The following is a 15,870-nucleotide window of genomic DNA, read 5'->3' as shown; positions in this document are numbered from 1 at the left end:
AGCATGAAGTCATGCGATGCCTGGTGACCGGCGCGACCGGATACGTCGGCGGGCGCCTGGTGCCCCGCCTGCTCGCCGCGGGCCATGAGGTGCGGTGCCTGACCCGCGACCCTCGGCGGCTGCGGGACGTGCCGTGGGCGCACCAGGTGGAGATCGCCACCGGCGACGTCGCCCGCGACGAGGGCCTGGCCGACGCCATGCGCGACGTCGACGTCGTCTACTACCTGGTCCACGCGCTCGGGCAGGCGGCCTTCGAGGACATCGACCGGCTCAGCGCGCTCAACCTCGCCGTCGCCGCGCTCGACGCGGGTGTCGGGCGCATCGTGTACCTCGGCGGCCCCAGCCCGGACGAGCGCGCCTCGGCGCACCTGCGCTCCCGCGGCGAGGTCGCCGGCATCTTCCTGCGCAGCGGCGTGCCGACCGTGGTGCTGCGCGCCGCCGTCATCATCGGCTCGGGCTCCGCGTCGTTCGAGATGCTGCGGTACCTCACCGAACGGCTGCCCGTCATGGTCACACCAAGCTGGGTGCGCAACCGCATCCAGCCGATCGCGATCCGCGACGTCCTGCGGTACCTGGTCGCCGCCGCCACCGTCTTCCCCGTGCAGCTCAACCGGGCCTTCGACATCGGCGGCCCCGACGTGCTCACGTACGCCGACATGATGCACCGTTACGCCCGCGTCGCCGGCCTGCGCCGACGGGTCCTGCTGCCCGTACGGCTGCTGACGCCTTGGCTCTCGTCGCACTGGGTCGGCCTGGTCACGCCGGTGCCGAACCGCATCGCCCGCCCGCTCGTCGGCAGCCTCATCCACGAGGCGGTCTGCCACGAGCATGACATCGCGCAGTACGTGCCCGACCCGCACGACGGCCTCACCGGCTTCGACCTCGCCGTCCAGCTCGCCCTGCGCAAGATCCGCGACGCCGACGTGGAGACCCGCTGGGCCAACGCGGTCCTGCCCGGCGCGCCCAGCGACCCGCTACCGACCGATCCCGCGTGGTCGGGCGGCTCGGTGTACCGCGACGACCGCACCCGAGCCGTCGACGCCCCGCCGGAGCTCCTGTGGCGGGTCATCGAGGCGATCGGCGGCCAGAACGGCTGGCACTCCTTCCCCCTCGCCTGGTCCGTCCGCGGCTGGCTGGACCGCCTGGCCGGCGGCGTCGGCCTGCGCCGCGGCCGCCGCGACCCGCACCGCCTCTACGTGGGAGAGGCGCTGGACTTCTGGCGGGTCGAGGAGATCGTGCCGGGCTCGCTGCTGCGCCTGCGCGCCGAGATGAAACTGCCGGGGCAGGCCTGGCTGGAGATGCGGGCCACCCTCGACGAGCACGGCCACACGGTGTACGAGCAACGCGCCGTCTTCCTGCCCCGCGGCCTGGCCGGGCACCTGTACTGGCTGGCGGTGGCGCCTTTCCACGCGTTCATCTTCGGCGGTATGGCCCGGAACATCGCCCGCTCCGCGGAGCGCGTCCCTGCCGCCCTGTCAGCGGAGACGGTGAGCGGCTGACGGCATCCCTACGGCTGGACGCGCCGGGTGGCGCCGTGGCTGGTCGCCGCCGGCTTCACGTGCTCGCGGTCTCACGTGCTCGCGCGCAGGTTGCGGCTGGCCGTCGCCGCTGACGGGCCGTGGCACCGGTCAACGGCTGAGCAGGGCGGCACTCAGGGGTCTGGTGAGCGCCTGGATCTGGTCGGCGACGACGCCGAACACGTCGTCGGGGCGCCCCCACGGGTCCGCGAGGTCGTCTTCGTCGCGGGGTTCGTCGCCCGCCTCGGCGCGCGCCTTGTCGACCAGGTCGACCAGGGCGACCCCGCGCGCGTACACCGAGTCGGCGTCACGCCCGGCCGGCGGCAGGCCGGCGGACCCAGCCGGCAGCTCGGCGGTCACCGTCGGCAGCAGGCGGGCGAACTGGCCCCACACGAACGTGCGAGCCGCCGCGTCAGGGCGCAGCGACACGACGAAGTCGACCTGTTCGGCGGTCGCGGTCAGTACCAGATCCGACGCGTCGACGTGCTCGGCCAGCAGCTTGCGGGCGCGGAAGCCGGCCGTGTCGCCGCCGCGGGCGAGGACCTGGCGGGCGGCCTGCGGGTCCATCGGCTCGCCGGCGTGCCAGCCGCCGGTGCCGGCGCCGTGGACGTAGACCAGGTCGGGCTGCGCGCCAAGGGCCACCAGGTCGGCGACGAGCAGCCGCTCGGCCATCGGCGAGCGGCAGATGTTGCCCATGCAGACGCACAGGATGCTGAACGGCGCCAAGCCGTCAGTCATCAGAGCCTCCATCAGTCATCGAAGGCCGACGCCGGAGAAGGCCGGCGCCCGGCCGGGGTAGGCCAACCGTCAAGCCGCCAGCCGCCGTCAGTGAAGACGCCGTCAGTCAGTCGTCGAGGCCGATGAGGCCGGGCACGACCTCGCGCAGCTTCTCGATCGGGATGGCGCCGGCGCGCAGGACGCGGTGCTCGCTGTTGGTCACCGAGATGATCGTGCTGGCGACCGGCTCCGGGCACGGGCCGCCCTCCAGGTAGACGCTCACCGAGTACCCGAGCTGGTCACGGGCCTCGGCGGCGGTTTCGGCCGCCGGCTGGCCCTGCTTGTTGGCCGACGAGACGGCCATCGGGCCGGTCTCGCGCAGCACCTCCAGCGCGATCGGGTGCAGCGGCATGCGCACCGCGACCGTGCCGTCGCCGCCGCCGAGGTCCCACTGCAGGCTTGGCGCGTGCTCCACGACGATCGTCAGCGCGCCCGGCCAGAAGGCGTCGACGAGGTCGCGGGCCGCCTGCGGCAGGCCGAAGACCAGGCCGTCGAGGGTGTGCCGGGACCCGACCAGCACCGGCACCGGGGCGGTGCTGCCCTTGGCGTTGTTGAGCGCGGTGACGGACCAGGACTTGAACGCGTCGGCGCCGATGCCGTAGACCGTGTCGGTCGGCAGGACGACCAGGTCGCCGCGGCCCACCGCCTCGATCGCGGCGGCGATCCCGCGATCGCGCTCGGCAAGCTGGCTGCAGTCGTAGAGCATCACGCGGCTAGTCTGCCACTCGCCTGGCGGTGACGAAGCGCGGGCGCCCGGCCAGATCCCGGTGGTCGGTCACGCCGGTGAAGCGGGACGTGCCGCGGATCAGCGCCGGCAGCGACTCGCCCTGGCTGTCGTCATGTTCGATGCCCAGCCACCCGCCGGGGCGCAGCAGGGCCGCGGCCCGGCCGACGAGGCCCGGCATGAGCGCGAGACCGTCGGCGCCGGCGAACACGGCGTCGTGCGGGTCGTGCGCGGCCACCTCGACGTCGACCGGCGCACCCTCGGGCACGTACGGCGGGTTGCTCACCACCAGGTCGACCGTCCCGTCGAGCTCGCGCAGGGTGGCCGGGTCGGTCACGTCGCCCTCGACCACCCGGACGTCCGGCGCCAGGCGCTCCACGTTGCGCCGCAGCCAGCGCAGCGCGGCAGGGTCGCGCTCCACGCAGTACACCTCGGAGCCCTCACGCCACAGGGCGATCGCGATCGCTCCGGAGCCGCCGCAGAGGTCCACGATCCTCGTTCTCCGCTGGTGTACGACCACAGCCGCCCACTCTACGAGCAGCTCCGTCTCGAACCGTGGGACGAAGACCCCTGGACCGACCGCGATCTCGTGCCCGTGGAACGGCGCCGTCCCCGTCAGGTGCTGCAACGGAATCCGTGCCGCGCGGCGCGTGACGAGCGCGTCGAGCTCGGCCCGCTGCCGCGGGTCCGGCGGCGGCGCGGTGAGCAGGCGTGACCTGGGCACCCCCAGCACGTGCGCGGCCAGCAGCTCCGCGTCGACCCTCGGCGAGGCCACCCCGGCACCGTGAAGGACCCGGGCCGCGGCCGTGATCACCGCCGAAAGCGTGGGCAACTGTGGTCCGGGCATGTCATCTTCGGTGCTGTGCACCCCATAATCATGGGGCGCGCGAAAGGAGGGCCCGATGGCGGTGGCAGACCGCACGTCGGAGCTGACCCGCGCCCGGCGACTGATCTTTGACGACCGGCTCGGTGAGGCGATGACGGTCATCGACCGTGTCCTCGACGGTGACCAGTCGCCGCACGACCGCGTCGAGGCGCTCACGCTTCGGCTCATCGCACTGATCAACCTGGGCCGGGCCGAGGACTATCCCGCCGCCCTCGACACGGCGCTCGCGGCCGCCCGCCAGGTGCAGGATCCCGCGCAGTACGGTGAGCTGCAGGCCCTCGCCGCGATCGTCGCCCTGCGCGCCGGCTCCCTCGACCGTTGCGTGCGCGCGCTGGTGCACGGCTCCCGCGCGCTCGGCGCCGTCGAGCTGACCGACGAGGCCACCGCGTGGGGCTGGCACAACCTGGCGATGGCGTATTCGTACACCGGCTTCCACGACCACGCGAACGCAGCGATGGAAAAGGCCCGCGAGGTCGCCGCCGAGGTGGGCGTGGAGACCGCCAACACCGACTTCGCCACCCCGCAGATCCGCCTGCTGCACGCGGTCGAGCTCGACCATCGCGGCGACAGCGAGGGCTGCCAGCGCATCCTGCGTGACGTCGTCATGGACCTGGAGCGCAAGCACAAGGACAACGACCTCGACAGGCTGCGCCCGATCGCCCGCGGCGCCCTCGGGTATGCGGTGCTGCGCCTGGGCACCCTCGGCATCCAGGGCCTCGTCACCGACGTCGACCCGTGGCCGCTGCTGGAGTCCGCCGGCATGTCCACCCGCGCCCGGGACCTGCGGACCCTCGGCGCCGTATGCAAGGCGATCGCCGAGCGCCGCCCGATCGAGGCCGTCGCCCGCCTGGAGACCGCCCACGTCAGCGACGACTCCCTCGGCGCCGCCGAGCAGCACCGCCTGCGTGCGCTCGCCCACCTGGGCACCGGCGACTACCGGACCGCGTACCACGCCGACCGCAACGCCTTCCGGGTCGCCAACAGCCACTCGGACCGCCTGCGCGACCTCTTCGTCGAGGGGGTCGCCGCGCTGCTGGACCACGAGGACCTGGTCCGCCGGGTCGACTTCCACCGCGGCGAGGCGCAGACCGACCCGCTGACCGGCCTGCCCAACCGCCGGTACCTGGAGGAGCACGTCACCAAGCTGGTCTCCGCCGGCGGCCACGCCGTCCTCGGCGTCTGCGACCTGGACGGCTTCAAGCAGGTCAACACTCGGCACGGGCACCTCTCCGGCGACCTCGTCCTGCAACGCGTCGCCGGCGTGCTCAACCGTGTCATGCGCAAGGGTGACTTCGTGGCCCGCTACGGCGGCGACGAGTTCGTCGTCGTCCTGCCCACCACCTCGGCCGCCGAGGCCCGCGAGATCCAGCGCCGCATCGTGGCCGCCGTTGCCGCCGAGGACTGGCACGCCCTGGTCCCCGGCACCCCGGTCGGCGTCACGATCGGCTGGGCCGGCCTGTCGGGCGAGGACTTCCAGACGGTCGCCGAGGCCTTCGAGGCCGCCGACCACGCGATGCTGCGCGCCAAGACCCCCAGGCCTCGAGCGGCCTCGTAGGCGCCGGCGACGGCCGACACTGTACCGTTCCCGCACGCCGGACCGCACAAGTCCGATATTTCGGACTTGTGCGGGGGAGCTGGGTATCCGGAGGCCGTACATCAAGGCTCCGGTGAACGACGTGGTCAGGACCGCTTCGTTCCCGCTCGAACCGGGGCAGCAATGCCCGCGCCGTGAAGCGACACGAGCGGCGGCGGAAGGACAGTCAGCGCACGGAGTGCAGGATGCGGGCGTTCTCCTCGCGGATGCGGGCACGCTCCTGGTCGGCGCAGACCGCGGCCCACGCGTTGGCCTTGGCGGTGGGGACGCGATCGGCGCCCAGCATCGACAGTCCGACCTTGTAGATGAGGTCGGCGGCTGTGCCGACCACGACGCGAGGAGCTGCGGACAGGTCGACGGGCGACGATGGCATGGCGTCCCTCCGGTTGATCGGGTCGGCAGCGTGATCACGATCGGTAAGCTCGTTCGGGTCGAAACGCTACCTGACTTCAGCCTGCCCGTGCATCGTTTCCGCTATGTGACGTCTGAGTTAGACCCGCGTCACCCTCGGCTGAGCTGGTCGTCACCCGCGAGGCGGGCCTTGCGGTCGGCGTCTGCCAGGGCGTCCAGGACGCCGTCGAGGTCACCGGCCATGGCCAGGTCGAGGTTGTACGCCGTGTAACCGATCCGATGGTCGGAGATCCGATTCTGCGGATAGTTGTACGTCCGGATCCGCTCGGACCGGTCGACCGTGCGCACCTGCGAACGGCGGGCGTCGCCGGCCGCGGCCGCCGCCTGCTCCTCGGCGAGGGCGGCCAGCTTGACCTTGAGCATGCGCATCGCGCGGTCCTTGTTCTGCAGCTGGGAGCGCTCGTTCTGGCAGGACACGACGATGCCGGTCGGCAGGTGGGTGATGCGGACCGCCGAGTCGGTCGTGTTGACGCTCTGCCCGCCGGGGCCGGAGGAGCGGAAGACGTCGATGCGCAGGTCGCCGGCGTCGACCTCGATCTCGCCGGCCTCCTCGATCTCGGGGGTGACCAGGACGCCGGCGGCGCTGGTGTGGATGCGGCCCTGGGACTCGGTGGCCGGCACCCGCTGCACGCGGTGCACGCCGCCCTCCCACTTGAGCCGGGACCAGACGCCGTTGCCGGCCTCGGGGATGCCCTTGGTCTTGATCGACACGGCGACGTCCTTGAAGCCGCCGAGGTCGGACTCCTGCGAGTCGAGCAGCTCGGTCTGCCAGCCGTGGCGTTCGGCGTACCGCAGGTACATGCGCAGCAGGTCGCCGGCGAACAGCGCGGACTCCTCGCCGCCCTCGCCGGCCTTGATCTCCAGGATGATGTCCTTGGCGTCGTTGGGGTCGCGCGGGGCGAGCAGCTCGGCGAGGCGCTCCTCCAGGTGCGGGATACGCGCCTCCAGGTCGTCGGCCTCCCCGGTGAACGCCGGGTCCTCGGCGGCCAGCTCGCGCGCGGCCGCGAGGTCCTCGCGCGTGGCGTCGAGCTCGCCGGCCATCTTCGCGATCGGCGACAGCTCGGCGAAGCGCCGGCCGGTCTTGCGGGCCAGGGCCTGGTCGGCGTGGATGCCCGGGTCGGCGAGCTTCTGCTCGAGCTCCTGGTATTCGGCGAGCAGGCTCTGCAGGCGCTGCCCGGAGGAGGTGTCGGTGCTCATGTCTCGCGCCCCAAAAGGAAGAAACCAAAAGGAAGAAAACGGCCAGGAACGGAGTCGGCGCCCGCACCGGACCCCGCGCGACGGGGTGGTGCGGGCGCCGGACGTGCAGCTACTTGGCGGTTTCGGCCTTCTTGGCCGCAGCCTTCGCGTACTTCTGCTGGAACTTCGCGACCCGGCCGGCGGTGTCGAGGACGCGCTGCTTGCCCGTGTAGAACGGGTGGCAGACGGAGCACGTCTCCACGTGGATCGTGCCGCCCTTGGCGGTGCTGCGGGTGGTGAAAGCGTTACCGCAGGAACAGGTGACCTCGGTGGTCACGTACTGCGGGTGGATGTCCGGCTTCATGGCCGCGGTCCTTTCGTCAAGTGGTCGCCGGGTCGCCGTGAGGCGTGAACCGGAACCGGGATGGCCGTCGGTCAAGTCTGCCATGAGCGGGTCACGGCACCTCAACCGGTGTCTGCAACGCCCGGGAGGGGGCGGGCATTCCCGGCGTCCAGGTCCGCGCCGCGAGCGGCCCACGGCGGCGGTCCACCGGGAACAACCGCCGCGGCTGTGGTGACGAACGCCACCACGCTGCAAGCCGGGGGCGTCGTCCCGGCGGCGCCGGCCGCTGCCCCATATTGCCGTCGCGTTCGCGAGCGCGGCTCACCTACCCTGACCCGTGCTATGAGCCTGCACATCGACGCACTGTGTGACCCGGCGCTGCTGGCCGAGATGGCCCGCGGCGGATACCTGCGCACCCAGCGCCACCCCTCGCTGCCCCTGCTGATCCACAACTACTCCGAGAAGGCGCAGTACGAGAACGTCTGGAACGCCGCGACACTGGCGTGCCGGGGGCTGATCGTGCACGCCGAGACCGGCGAGGTGCTGGCCCGGCCGTTCACGAAGTTCTTCAACCACGGCCAGCCGGGCGTGCCCGAGATGGACTTCGACGGGCCGGTGCGGGTCACCGACAAGGCCGACGGCTCGCTGGGCATCATGTACCCGACGCCGGACGGCTGGGCGTTCGCGACCCGCGGCTCGTTCGACTCGGAGCAGGCGCGGCACGCGACGGCGGTGTTCCGCGAGCGGTACGCGTCGCGCTTCACGCCGCCCGCCGGCCGCACGGTGCTCGTGGAGATCATCTACCCGGCGAACCGGATCGTGCTGGACTACGACGGCCTCGACGACCTCGTGCTGCTCGGCGCGGTCGACATCGCCACCGGCCGCAGCCACGGCCCGGAGGCGGTGCCCGGCTGGCCCGGCCCGGTCGTCGACACGTTCGGGCACCCGACGCTCGCCGACGCGCTCGCCGCACCGCCGCGGGACAACCGCGAGGGGCTCGTCGTGCACTTCACCGTCCCTGACACCAGACTGAAGATCAAGTATTCGGAGTACGTGCGGCTGCACCGGATCGTCACCGGGCTCAACGCCCGGGTCGTGTGGGAGGCGGTCGGCGACGGCACCCTCGACGCGCTGCTGGAGCCGCTGCCCGACGAGTTCCACGCGTGGGCCACGAAGATCGCCGACGGGCTGCGCGCGGAGGCGGCGGCGCTCGCCGCGGAGGTCGAGGCCGCGTACGAGACGACGGTCGCGTCGCTGCAGGACGGCTGGGGCCGTAAGGAGTTCGCCATGGCGATCGCGAGGCACCCGGCGCGCAGCATGCTGTTCCTGCGGCTGGACGACCGGGACTACCGGGGCCTGCTGTGGCAGCGGGTCCGGCCCAAGGCGACGGAGGAGGAGAGCTGATGGCGTCGCTGACCATCACCCGGGGTCTGCCGGCGTCGGGCAAGACCACCTGGGCCAAGGAGCAGGGGCTGGTCCGGGTGAACCGCGACGACCTACGCCGCATGATGCACGGCGGCCGGGTCGCCGACGACGCGCTGCGCGGCCGGGCCGAGCGGGAGGTCACCCAGGCCCACCACGCGGCGATCGACGCGCTGCTGCTCGGCGGCGCCGACGTGGTCTGCGACGACACGAACCTGCGCGGCCGGGTGGTGCGCGAGCTCGCCGAGCTGGCCGCGAAGCACGGCGCGTCGTTCGTGGTGCGCGACTTCACCGACGTGCCGGTCGACGAGTGCGTCCGGCGCGACGCGCTGCGCGAGGGCGACGGCCACGTCGGCGAGGAGGCGATCCGGTCGATGCATCAGCGGTACCTGGCCGGCCGCGCTCTGCCGCTGCCGCTGCCGGTGCTCGACACCGTTGGTGTCACGTACGAGCCGCCGCCGGACGCGCCCCGGGTCGTGCTCGTCGACATCGACGGCACGGTCGCGCTGATCGACGGCCGCAGTCCGTACGACGTCAGCCGGGTCCGCTTCGACCTGCCGAACGTGCCGGTCATCGCGGCGGTCCGGGCCATGCACGCGGCGGGGCACGAGATCGTGTTCTGCTCGGGCCGTACCGACGACTGCCGCGACGACACGGTGGCCTGGCTGGAGGAGCACGTGGGCGTGCCCTACACGGGCCTGTTCATGCGCGCCACCGGCGACCAGCGCCGCGACAGCATCGTGAAGCAGGAGATCTTCGACAAGGAGATCCGCAGCCGCTACCACGTGGTCGGCGTCTTCGACGACCGGCAGCAGGTGGTGCGGATGTGGCGGGCCCTGGGCCTGACCGTCTTCCAGGTCGCGGAGGGCAACTTCTAGCTGAGCGCCTCGGGCTTGTGGACGGCCTCGCGGCCGGTCTTGTCGATCTTCACCACGAACTGCGGCTCGTCCCGGCTCGCCGCGACGGTCCGGCCGGCGGCCTCGGTCCGGCCGGCGGCCTCGGTCCGGCCGGCGGCCTCGGTGCGGCCGGTGATCCTGCGTACGACGGTGCCGTTGACGGTCTTGCCGTGCGACCGCCAGCGCACCTTGTCTCCAGTCGCATATGGCTCCGGGTACCCGAAAGCCCCCGCGGGACACGTCCCACGGGGGCTTTCGCGGCTGCCTTACTCGCCCGGTGTGGTCTGGGCGATCTGCATGAGGAACTCGACGTTGGTCCGGGTCTTCTTCAGCCGGTCCAGCAGCAGGTTGAGCGCCTCCTGCGAGTCGAGGGCGTGCAGCACCTTGCGCAGCTTGATGACGATCGCGAGCTCGTCGGGCGCCAGCAGGATCTCTTCCTTGCGGGTGCCGGACGGGTCGATGTCGATCGCCGGGAAGATGCGCCGGTCGGCGATCTTCCGGTCGAGCTTGAGCTCGGCGTTGCCGGTGCCCTTGAACTCCTCGAAGATGACCGTGTCACCGGTCGAGCCGGTCTCGACCAGCGCCGTGGCGATGATCGTCAGCGAGCCGCCGTTCTCGATGTTGCGGGCCGCGCCGAGGAACCGCTTCGGCGGGTACAGCGCCGTCGAGTCGATACCACCGGACAGGATGCGGCCGGAGGCGGGCGACGCGTTGTTGTACGCGCGGCCGAGCCGGGTGATCGAGTCGAGCAGCACGACCACGTCGTGGCCCAGCTCGACGAGCCGCTTGGCCCGCTCGATCGACAGCTCCGCGACCGTGGCGTGGTCCGTCGGCGGGCGGTCGAAGGTCGAGGCGATGACCTCCCCCTTGACCGACCGCTGCATGTCGGTGACCTCTTCGGGCCGCTCGTCGACCAGCACGACCATCAGGTGGCACTCGGGGTTGTTGCGGGTGATCGCGTTGGCGATCGACTGCAGCACCATCGTCTTGCCGGCCTTCGGCGGCGACACGATGAGCGCCCGCTGCCCCTTGCCGATCGGCATGACGAGGTCGATGACGCGGGTGGTCAGGATGTGCGGCTCGGTCTCCAGCCGCAGGCGGTCCTGCGGGTAGAGCGGGGTCAGCTTGTAGAACTCGGGGCGGCGCTTGGCCTCCTCCGGATCCATGCCGTTGACCGTGTCGAGACGCACGAGCGGGTTGTACTTGTCGCGCCGCTGCTCGCCGTCGCGCGGCTGCCGCACGGCACCGGTCACGGCGTCGCCGCGGCGCAGCCCATACCGCTTGACCTGCGACATCGCGACATACACGTCGTTGGAGCCGGACAGGTAGCCGGTGGTGCGCACGAACGCGTAGTTGTCGAGCACGTCGAGGATGCCGGCGACCGGCACCAGGACGTCGTCGTCGCTGACCTGCGGCTCGTTGCCGCCCCGGGCGGCGGCACCCGCGGGCTGCAGCTGGTCGCCGTCGCGGTCACGGCCGCGGCGGCGGTCGCGGAACCGGCTGCGGCGCCCGCGACGGCCGGTGCCGTCGTCGTCGCCGTCGTCCTCGGCCTGGTTGAAGTTGCCGCGCTGGTTGCGGTCGCCGCCGGCGCGGTCGCCACGGTCGCCGGTGTTGCGGTCGGCGCGCTCGGCGCCCCGCTCGCCGCGGTCGTTGCGCTCGGCCCTGTCGGTCCGCTCGGCCCTGTCGGTCCGCTCGGCCCGCTCGCCGCGCTCGGCGGCGCGCTCGGCGGCGCGCTCGGTCCGCTCGGCGCGCTCTGCCCGCTCCGGGCGCTCTGCCCGCTCCGGGCGCTCGGCGCGCTCGGTCCGCTCCGCCCGCTCGGTGGTGGTGGCGGCGGCCCGCTCGGCGCGGCTGGCCCGGGCCGGACGCTCGGTCTTCTCGCCCGCCGGCTTCTCGCCCGCCGGCTCGGCGGACTTCTCCACCACGGCGGACTTCTCGACCGCGGCGGGCGCCTGCTCGGCAGCGTGCGCCTCGGCGGCCGGGGCAGCGGCTGCCGCGGCGGCGCGCGGCTCCGGCGGCCCGGCGGCCCGGGTGGCCCGGCGAGGGGAACGGGCGACCGGCGCCTCGGCGGCGCCCTGCGTGGCGGACGGCCACTCCTGCTCCGGCGCCTCGGTGCGCGCCTCGGCCCGGGCGGTGGTCCGGGCCGGTGCCGCGGCGGCGGCCGGGCGCGAGTCGCCGGACTGACGCTCCTGGATCGCCGTCACGAGCTCGCCCTTGCGCATCCGCGCGGTGCCGGAGATGCCCAACGAGGCGGCCAGGCTCTGCAGCTCAGGCAGCAGCATGCCGGACAGCCCGGTGCCCGAGCGACGCCGACGCGTCGCCCCGGCCTCGGCGCCGTCGGCCTCGACCGCGGCGCGGTCGCTCGAGACATCCGACGTGACGTCGGTGGTGTCGCTCAATGGATTCCTTCCCTCGTTAGGCCGGGATGCCCGGAGACGAGACACGGTGGCCGGGCGGCCCGGGGGCTCCTGCCTCGCTGCGTCAGCGGAGCGGGAGGTGTTGCAGCGCTGTGCGGTGAGCCGGGCGCCACCATCTGCGGCCTGGCCCAGCCGTGCGCGCGCGATCACTGGAGACGCGGGTTGGCGGCCGGGCGTGCGCAAGGGGTGCCACGGAAATCGGAGCACGCCGCCCCGCATGAGATCGCCGCACGGAGCGGCTGCTGTAGGACTAGAGAGTAAACAACTCGCCTAGCCAGCGGCAACAGGGTCCCGATCGGCGTGTTCCAGCGTACCCCACTCCAGGTCAACCCCGGCGAGCGCACCCACCAGATCGACGTCGAGCGGCAGCACCCGCCAGCCGGGCAGCGGCGACGGCGCCCAGCCGCCGCAGGTCAGGGCCAGGACGCTCGGCCCTGCGCCGGAGATGACGGCGGCGACGCCCTCGGCCCGCAGCGACGCGACGAGCTCGGCACTGCCGGGCATGGACGGCGCCCGATATCCTTGGTGCAGCCGGTCCTCGGTCGCCACGAACAGGTGCGACGGATCGACGGTGATCGCATGGACGAGCAGCGCGGCCCGGCCGGCGTTGAGCGCGGCGTCCGCGTGCGGCACGGTCGCCGGGAGCGCGGCCCGGGCCACCTCGGTCAGCCCTCGCTCCTGCGGCACGTAGACGAACGGGCGGATCAGGTCGGCGGGCTCCAGCCGTACCGCCGCCGCACCGGACGCCTCGGTCCAGGCGATGGTCATGCCGCCCAGCAGGCACGGTGCCACGTTGTCAGGATGCCCTTCGAGCTCGGCGGCGATGCGCAGCAGGCCGGCGTCGTCGAGCCGCTCCGCGCCGCCGGTCACGAGGGCGCGGGCGAGACTCACTCCGGCGACGATCGCGGCCGACGAGGAGCCCAGGCCGCGCGCCTGCGGGATGCGGTTGCGGCAGCGCAGGGCGAGGCCGGCCGGGTGCTCCCCCAGCTCGTCGAACACGCGGGTCATCGCCCGCACGACCAGGTGGCTGCCGTCGGTGGGCAGGTCACCGGCGCCTTCGCCACTCACCTCGACGGTCACCCTGCCGCCGGTGACGCGGGCCTCGACCTCGTCGTGCAGCGACAGCGCCAGCCCGAGCGCGTCGAAGCCGGGTCCGAGGTTCGCGCTCGTCGCGGGCACACGGACGGTCGCCGGAGTGAACTGCAGAGCCATGCCGTTCATGAGATCACGCTCCCCGATGCGCCGCCTAAGGTGGGCCGGTGCCGCCCACACTGCAGATTCTGGTCCGCAACCGCGACTTCCGCCGCCTCTTCTCCGCCGACCTGATCGGGCTCGGCGCCGACTGGTTCGTGCAGATCCCGCTGCTGTCGCTGCTGCTGCAGCTGACCGGGTCCGGGGTCTGGGGCGCGCTGGTCCTGGCCGCCGACGTCGGCGTGATCGCGCTGCTGCAACCGTACGCCGGGGTGATCGCCGACCGGTTCGACCGCCGCCGGATCCTGATCACCGCCGAGCTCGCGATGGCCGTGGCGACCCTCGCGCTGCTGCTGGTGCGCACCGCGGCGGCGGCCGGGGCCGCGGTGGCCGCGATCGCGGTGATCGCGGTGGCGAAGGCGTTCTTCGTGCCGGCCGCCTCCGCCGCCCTGCCCAACGTGGTCGACGCCGAGGACCTGCCGGCGGCCAACGCCCTGTCGGGCTCGGCGTGGGGCACGATGCTGGTCGTCGGCGCGTCGCTCGGCGGGGTCGCGTCGGCGCTGGTCGGCCCGTACTGGTGCTTCGGCGTCTCCAGCGCGCTGTGCTTCCTGTCCGCGGTGCAGGTGGCCCGCGTCCACCGCCCGCTGCAGGCCGCGATCGCGGCGGTGAAGCCGGAGGTCGGCGAGGCGGTGCGCTACATCCGCCGGCACCCGCGGGTCGCCTCGCTGGTCACGGTCAAGGCGGCGGTCGGTCTGGGCAACGGCGTGCTGACCACCTTCCCGCTGCTGGCCGCGGTGTACGGGGTCGGCCCCCTCGGCGTGGGCCTGCTCTTCGCGGCGCGCGGGCTGGGCGCGCTCATCGGCCCGTTCGTGCTGCGACGGGTGCTGACCCACCCGTCGTGGCTGCTGCCGGGCCTCGCGGTGTCGATGTCGGTGTACGGCCTGACCTACCTCGCCGTCAGCACCGCCCCCTGGTTCCCGCTCGTGCTCGCCGGCGTCGTCGTGGCGCACCTGGCCGCCGGCGGCAACTGGATGATGTCCAACTTCGCGCTGCAGACCGAGGTGCCCGACGCGCTGCGGGGGCGGGTCTTCGCCACCGACGTCATGCTCGCGCTGCTGTCGGTCGGGGTGTCGCAGCTGATCGTCGGCGGCTTCGTCGACCGCGTCGACCCGCGGCTGCTGATCGCCGTGTGCGGCGCTGTGACGCTCGTCTACGCGGTCGGCTGGGCGGCGGTCACCCGGCGGCTGCATCGTGCGGTATCGTAGTGATATCACTTCGATAGCTGGAGGATGTCATGGAGAGACGAGCGTTCCGCGCACCCGGGTTCCTGATCCTGCTCATCCTGCTGGCCCTGGTCGGCGGGGTCGTCGCCGCCGTGGCCGGGCAGCCCGAGGAGACCGCCGGCGGCGTGAGCGCCATCGCGGTCGTCGTGGCCGCGCTGCTGATGACCGGGTTCACCGTCGTCAACCCGAACGAGTCGCGGGTCGTGCAGTTCTTCGGCCGGTATGTCGGCACCATCCAGACCGCCGGCTTCCACTGGACCGTGCCGTTCAGCTCGAAGCGCCGGGTCTCGCTGCGGGTGCGGAACTTCGAGACCGCCCGCTTGAAAGTTTCCGACGCCGACGGCAACCCGGTCGAGATCGCCGCCGTCGTCGTCTGGCGGGTCGTCGACACGTTCAAGGCCTCCTTCGGCGTCGACGACCACATCTCCTACGTCGCCGTCCAGGCCGAGGCGGCCGTGCGGCATCTGGCCACCAGCTACCCGTACGAGGCCCACGACGACGGCCGCACCAGCCTCCGCGAGGGCACCGTCGTCAGCGAGGAGCTCACCACCGAGCTGTCCGAGCGGGCCGCCCTGGCCGGCGTCGAGGTGCTGGAGTCGCGGATCACCCATCTCGCGTACGCCCCGGAGATCGCCCAGGCCATGCTCGCCCGCCAGCAGGCCAGCGCCATCGTGGGTGCCCGCTTCAAAATCGTCGAGGGCGCCGTCGGCATGGTGCAGAGCGCCCTGGACCGCCTGCGCGAGCTGGAGGTCGTCGAGCTGGACGAGGAGCGCAAGGCCCAGATGGTGGCCAACCTGCTCGTCGTGCTCTGCGGCGACCGCAACGTCCAGCCGGTCGTCAACACCGGCTCGCTGTACAGCTGAGGATCCCCCTCGTGGCCGAACGCAAGAAGCTGCTCCTGCGCCTGGACCCGCAGGTCTACGACGCGGTCGCCCGCTGGGCCGCCGACGACCTGCGCAGCGTCAACGCGCAGATCGAGTTCGCCCTGCGACTCGCCCTCCGCCAGACCGGCCGCGCCCCCCGCCCCTCCGCTACCCCCACCGCCCCCGACGACCCCGACGACCCCGACGACCCGGACTGATGCCAGGACTTGTTGACCTTGGAAGGGTTGACACGTTCTGGCGTGCCAAAGCTTCCAAGGTCAAACTGGCCCCAGGTCCAGCCCATGACGAGTTCGGCCACGGGGTTTGGTCGCGGCCGCCAGGCCGCGTCGCGGCCGGCCACGGCCGCGGTCCG

Annotated in this window: 16 protein-coding genes; 7 read left to right on the top strand and 9 right to left on the bottom strand. The window is 72.8% G+C overall.

All coding sequences use genetic code 11. The features are described from left to right. Nucleotides 1-11: 11 nt before the first annotated feature. Complete coding sequence (locus AB0H83_RS34150) at nucleotides 12-1,499, top strand: SDR family oxidoreductase (protein WP_360102311.1); 1,488 nt, start codon at nucleotides 12-14, stop codon at nucleotides 1,497-1,499. Between the two features lie 129 nt (nucleotides 1,500-1,628). On the opposite strand, the gene AB0H83_RS34145 is transcribed toward AB0H83_RS34150, so the two are convergent. From AB0H83_RS34145 to prmC, 3 genes are all read right to left on the bottom strand, one after another. Beyond that, complete coding sequence (locus AB0H83_RS34145) at nucleotides 1,629-2,243, bottom strand: phosphotyrosine protein phosphatase (protein WP_360102354.1); 615 nt, start codon at nucleotides 2,241-2,243, stop codon at nucleotides 1,629-1,631. Between the two features lie 118 nt (nucleotides 2,244-2,361). After that, the gene (locus tag AB0H83_RS34140) at nucleotides 2,362-3,000 is read right to left on the bottom strand and encodes an L-threonylcarbamoyladenylate synthase (protein ID WP_360102352.1); all 639 of its coding nucleotides are present in this window, start codon (nucleotides 2,998-3,000) and stop codon (nucleotides 2,362-2,364) included. A gap of 7 nt (nucleotides 3,001-3,007) precedes the next feature. Continuing rightward, nucleotides 3,008-3,865, bottom strand: coding sequence for a peptide chain release factor N(5)-glutamine methyltransferase (prmC, locus tag AB0H83_RS34135; RefSeq protein ID WP_360102350.1), 858 nt, complete (start codon nucleotides 3,863-3,865; stop codon nucleotides 3,008-3,010). A gap of 55 nt (nucleotides 3,866-3,920) precedes the next feature. Between prmC and AB0H83_RS34130 the strand changes: the two genes are divergently transcribed. Continuing rightward, complete coding sequence (locus AB0H83_RS34130) at nucleotides 3,921-5,459, top strand: GGDEF domain-containing protein (protein WP_360102309.1); 1,539 nt, start codon at nucleotides 3,921-3,923, stop codon at nucleotides 5,457-5,459. A 205-nt stretch (nucleotides 5,460-5,664) separates the two neighbouring features. Here AB0H83_RS34130 and AB0H83_RS34125 read toward each other — a convergent pair whose 3' ends face one another. The 3 genes from AB0H83_RS34125 to rpmE all read right to left on the bottom strand — a co-directional run bounded on the left by AB0H83_RS34125 (nucleotide 5,665) and on the right by rpmE (nucleotide 7,449). After that, on the bottom strand, nucleotides 5,665-5,871 hold the full coding sequence (locus tag AB0H83_RS34125) for a hypothetical protein (protein WP_156089879.1): 207 nt from the start codon (nucleotides 5,869-5,871) through the stop codon (nucleotides 5,665-5,667). A gap of 128 nt (nucleotides 5,872-5,999) precedes the next feature. Beyond that, complete coding sequence (gene prfA, locus AB0H83_RS34120; protein ID WP_360102307.1) at nucleotides 6,000-7,106, bottom strand: peptide chain release factor 1; 1,107 nt, start codon at nucleotides 7,104-7,106, stop codon at nucleotides 6,000-6,002. A 109-nt stretch (nucleotides 7,107-7,215) separates the two neighbouring features. Beyond that, nucleotides 7,216-7,449 (bottom strand): 50S ribosomal protein L31, encoded by a 234-nt coding sequence (gene rpmE / locus AB0H83_RS34115; RefSeq protein WP_033362335.1) that lies wholly within the window; start codon nucleotides 7,447-7,449, stop codon nucleotides 7,216-7,218. 321 nt (nucleotides 7,450-7,770) lie between these two features. Here rpmE and AB0H83_RS34110 point away from each other — a divergent pair, with 321 nt between their 5' ends. Both AB0H83_RS34110 and AB0H83_RS34105 read left to right on the top strand, forming a co-directional pair. Next, nucleotides 7,771-8,832: an RNA ligase gene (locus AB0H83_RS34110; RefSeq protein WP_360102304.1), complete on the top strand. Its 1,062-nt coding sequence runs from the start codon at nucleotides 7,771-7,773 to the stop codon at nucleotides 8,830-8,832. Then, nucleotides 8,832-9,728, top strand: a complete 897-nt coding sequence (locus tag AB0H83_RS34105) for an AAA family ATPase (RefSeq protein ID WP_360102302.1) — start codon at nucleotides 8,832-8,834, stop codon at nucleotides 9,726-9,728. Before AB0H83_RS34110 ends, AB0H83_RS34105 begins: the two co-directional genes overlap by 1 nt. Here AB0H83_RS34105 and AB0H83_RS34100 read toward each other — a convergent pair. The 3 genes from AB0H83_RS34100 to thrB all read right to left on the bottom strand — a co-directional run bounded on the left by AB0H83_RS34100 (nucleotide 9,725) and on the right by thrB (nucleotide 13,372). Continuing rightward, complete coding sequence (locus AB0H83_RS34100; protein WP_360102300.1) at nucleotides 9,725-9,934, bottom strand: DUF2945 domain-containing protein; 210 nt, start codon at nucleotides 9,932-9,934, stop codon at nucleotides 9,725-9,727. The two genes, AB0H83_RS34105 and AB0H83_RS34100, sit on opposite strands and share 4 nt — an antisense overlap. A gap of 78 nt (nucleotides 9,935-10,012) precedes the next feature. Beyond that, nucleotides 10,013-12,142 (bottom strand): transcription termination factor Rho, encoded by a 2,130-nt coding sequence (rho, locus tag AB0H83_RS34095; RefSeq protein WP_360102298.1) that lies wholly within the window; start codon nucleotides 12,140-12,142, stop codon nucleotides 10,013-10,015. 288 nt (nucleotides 12,143-12,430) lie between these two features. Continuing rightward, nucleotides 12,431-13,372 (bottom strand): homoserine kinase, encoded by a 942-nt coding sequence (gene thrB / locus AB0H83_RS34090; RefSeq protein ID WP_360102348.1) that lies wholly within the window; start codon nucleotides 13,370-13,372, stop codon nucleotides 12,431-12,433. A 47-nt stretch (nucleotides 13,373-13,419) separates the two neighbouring features. Here thrB and AB0H83_RS34085 point away from each other — a divergent pair, with 47 nt between their 5' ends. The 3 genes from AB0H83_RS34085 to AB0H83_RS34075 are packed head-to-tail and all read left to right on the top strand — an operon-like array spanning nucleotide 13,420 to nucleotide 15,715. Then, a complete protein-coding gene (locus tag AB0H83_RS34085) occupies nucleotides 13,420-14,616 on the top strand; it encodes an MFS transporter (RefSeq protein WP_360102296.1) in 1,197 nt (398 codons plus the stop codon). Nucleotides 14,617-14,645: 29 nt separating this feature from the next. Next, on the top strand, nucleotides 14,646-15,497 hold the full coding sequence (locus AB0H83_RS34080; RefSeq protein ID WP_360102294.1) for an SPFH domain-containing protein: 852 nt from the start codon (nucleotides 14,646-14,648) through the stop codon (nucleotides 15,495-15,497). Between the two features lie 11 nt (nucleotides 15,498-15,508). Continuing rightward, the gene (locus AB0H83_RS34075; protein WP_360102292.1) at nucleotides 15,509-15,715 is read left to right on the top strand and encodes a hypothetical protein; all 207 of its coding nucleotides are present in this window, start codon (nucleotides 15,509-15,511) and stop codon (nucleotides 15,713-15,715) included. Nucleotides 15,716-15,870: the final 155 nt, after the last annotated feature.

The organism is Dactylosporangium sp. NPDC050688 (genome assembly GCF_040654515.1).
GTDB lineage: Bacteria > Actinomycetota > Actinomycetes > Mycobacteriales > Micromonosporaceae > Dactylosporangium.
Note: the sequence above shows the minus strand (reverse complement) of the source record. Positions and strands in the feature narration are given on the sequence as shown.

What these genes read in the sequence shown, in the direction of transcription:
- AB0H83_RS34150 (WP_360102311.1), top strand. Translation starts at nt 12, where the DNA reads ATGCGATGCCTGGTGACCGGCGCGACCGGATACGTCGGCGGGCGCCTG.
- AB0H83_RS34140 (WP_360102352.1), bottom strand. Translation starts at nt 3,000, where the DNA reads ATGCTCTACGACTGCAGCCAGCTTGCCGAGCGCGATCGCGGGATCGCC.
- prmC (WP_360102350.1), bottom strand. Translation starts at nt 3,865, where the DNA reads ATGCCCGGACCACAGTTGCCCACGCTTTCGGCGGTGATCACGGCCGCG.
- AB0H83_RS34130 (WP_360102309.1), top strand. Translation starts at nt 3,921, where the DNA reads ATGGCGGTGGCAGACCGCACGTCGGAGCTGACCCGCGCCCGGCGACTG.
- AB0H83_RS34125 (WP_156089879.1), bottom strand. Translation starts at nt 5,871, where the DNA reads ATGCCATCGTCGCCCGTCGACCTGTCCGCAGCTCCTCGCGTCGTGGTC.
- prfA (WP_360102307.1), bottom strand. Translation starts at nt 7,106, where the DNA reads ATGAGCACCGACACCTCCTCCGGGCAGCGCCTGCAGAGCCTGCTCGCC.
- rpmE (WP_033362335.1), bottom strand. Translation starts at nt 7,449, where the DNA reads ATGAAGCCGGACATCCACCCGCAGTACGTGACCACCGAGGTCACCTGT.
- AB0H83_RS34110 (WP_360102304.1), top strand. Translation starts at nt 7,771, where the DNA reads ATGAGCCTGCACATCGACGCACTGTGTGACCCGGCGCTGCTGGCCGAG.
- AB0H83_RS34105 (WP_360102302.1), top strand. Translation starts at nt 8,832, where the DNA reads ATGGCGTCGCTGACCATCACCCGGGGTCTGCCGGCGTCGGGCAAGACC.
- thrB (WP_360102348.1), bottom strand. Translation starts at nt 13,372, where the DNA reads ATGGCTCTGCAGTTCACTCCGGCGACCGTCCGTGTGCCCGCGACGAGC.
- AB0H83_RS34080 (WP_360102294.1), top strand. Translation starts at nt 14,646, where the DNA reads ATGGAGAGACGAGCGTTCCGCGCACCCGGGTTCCTGATCCTGCTCATC.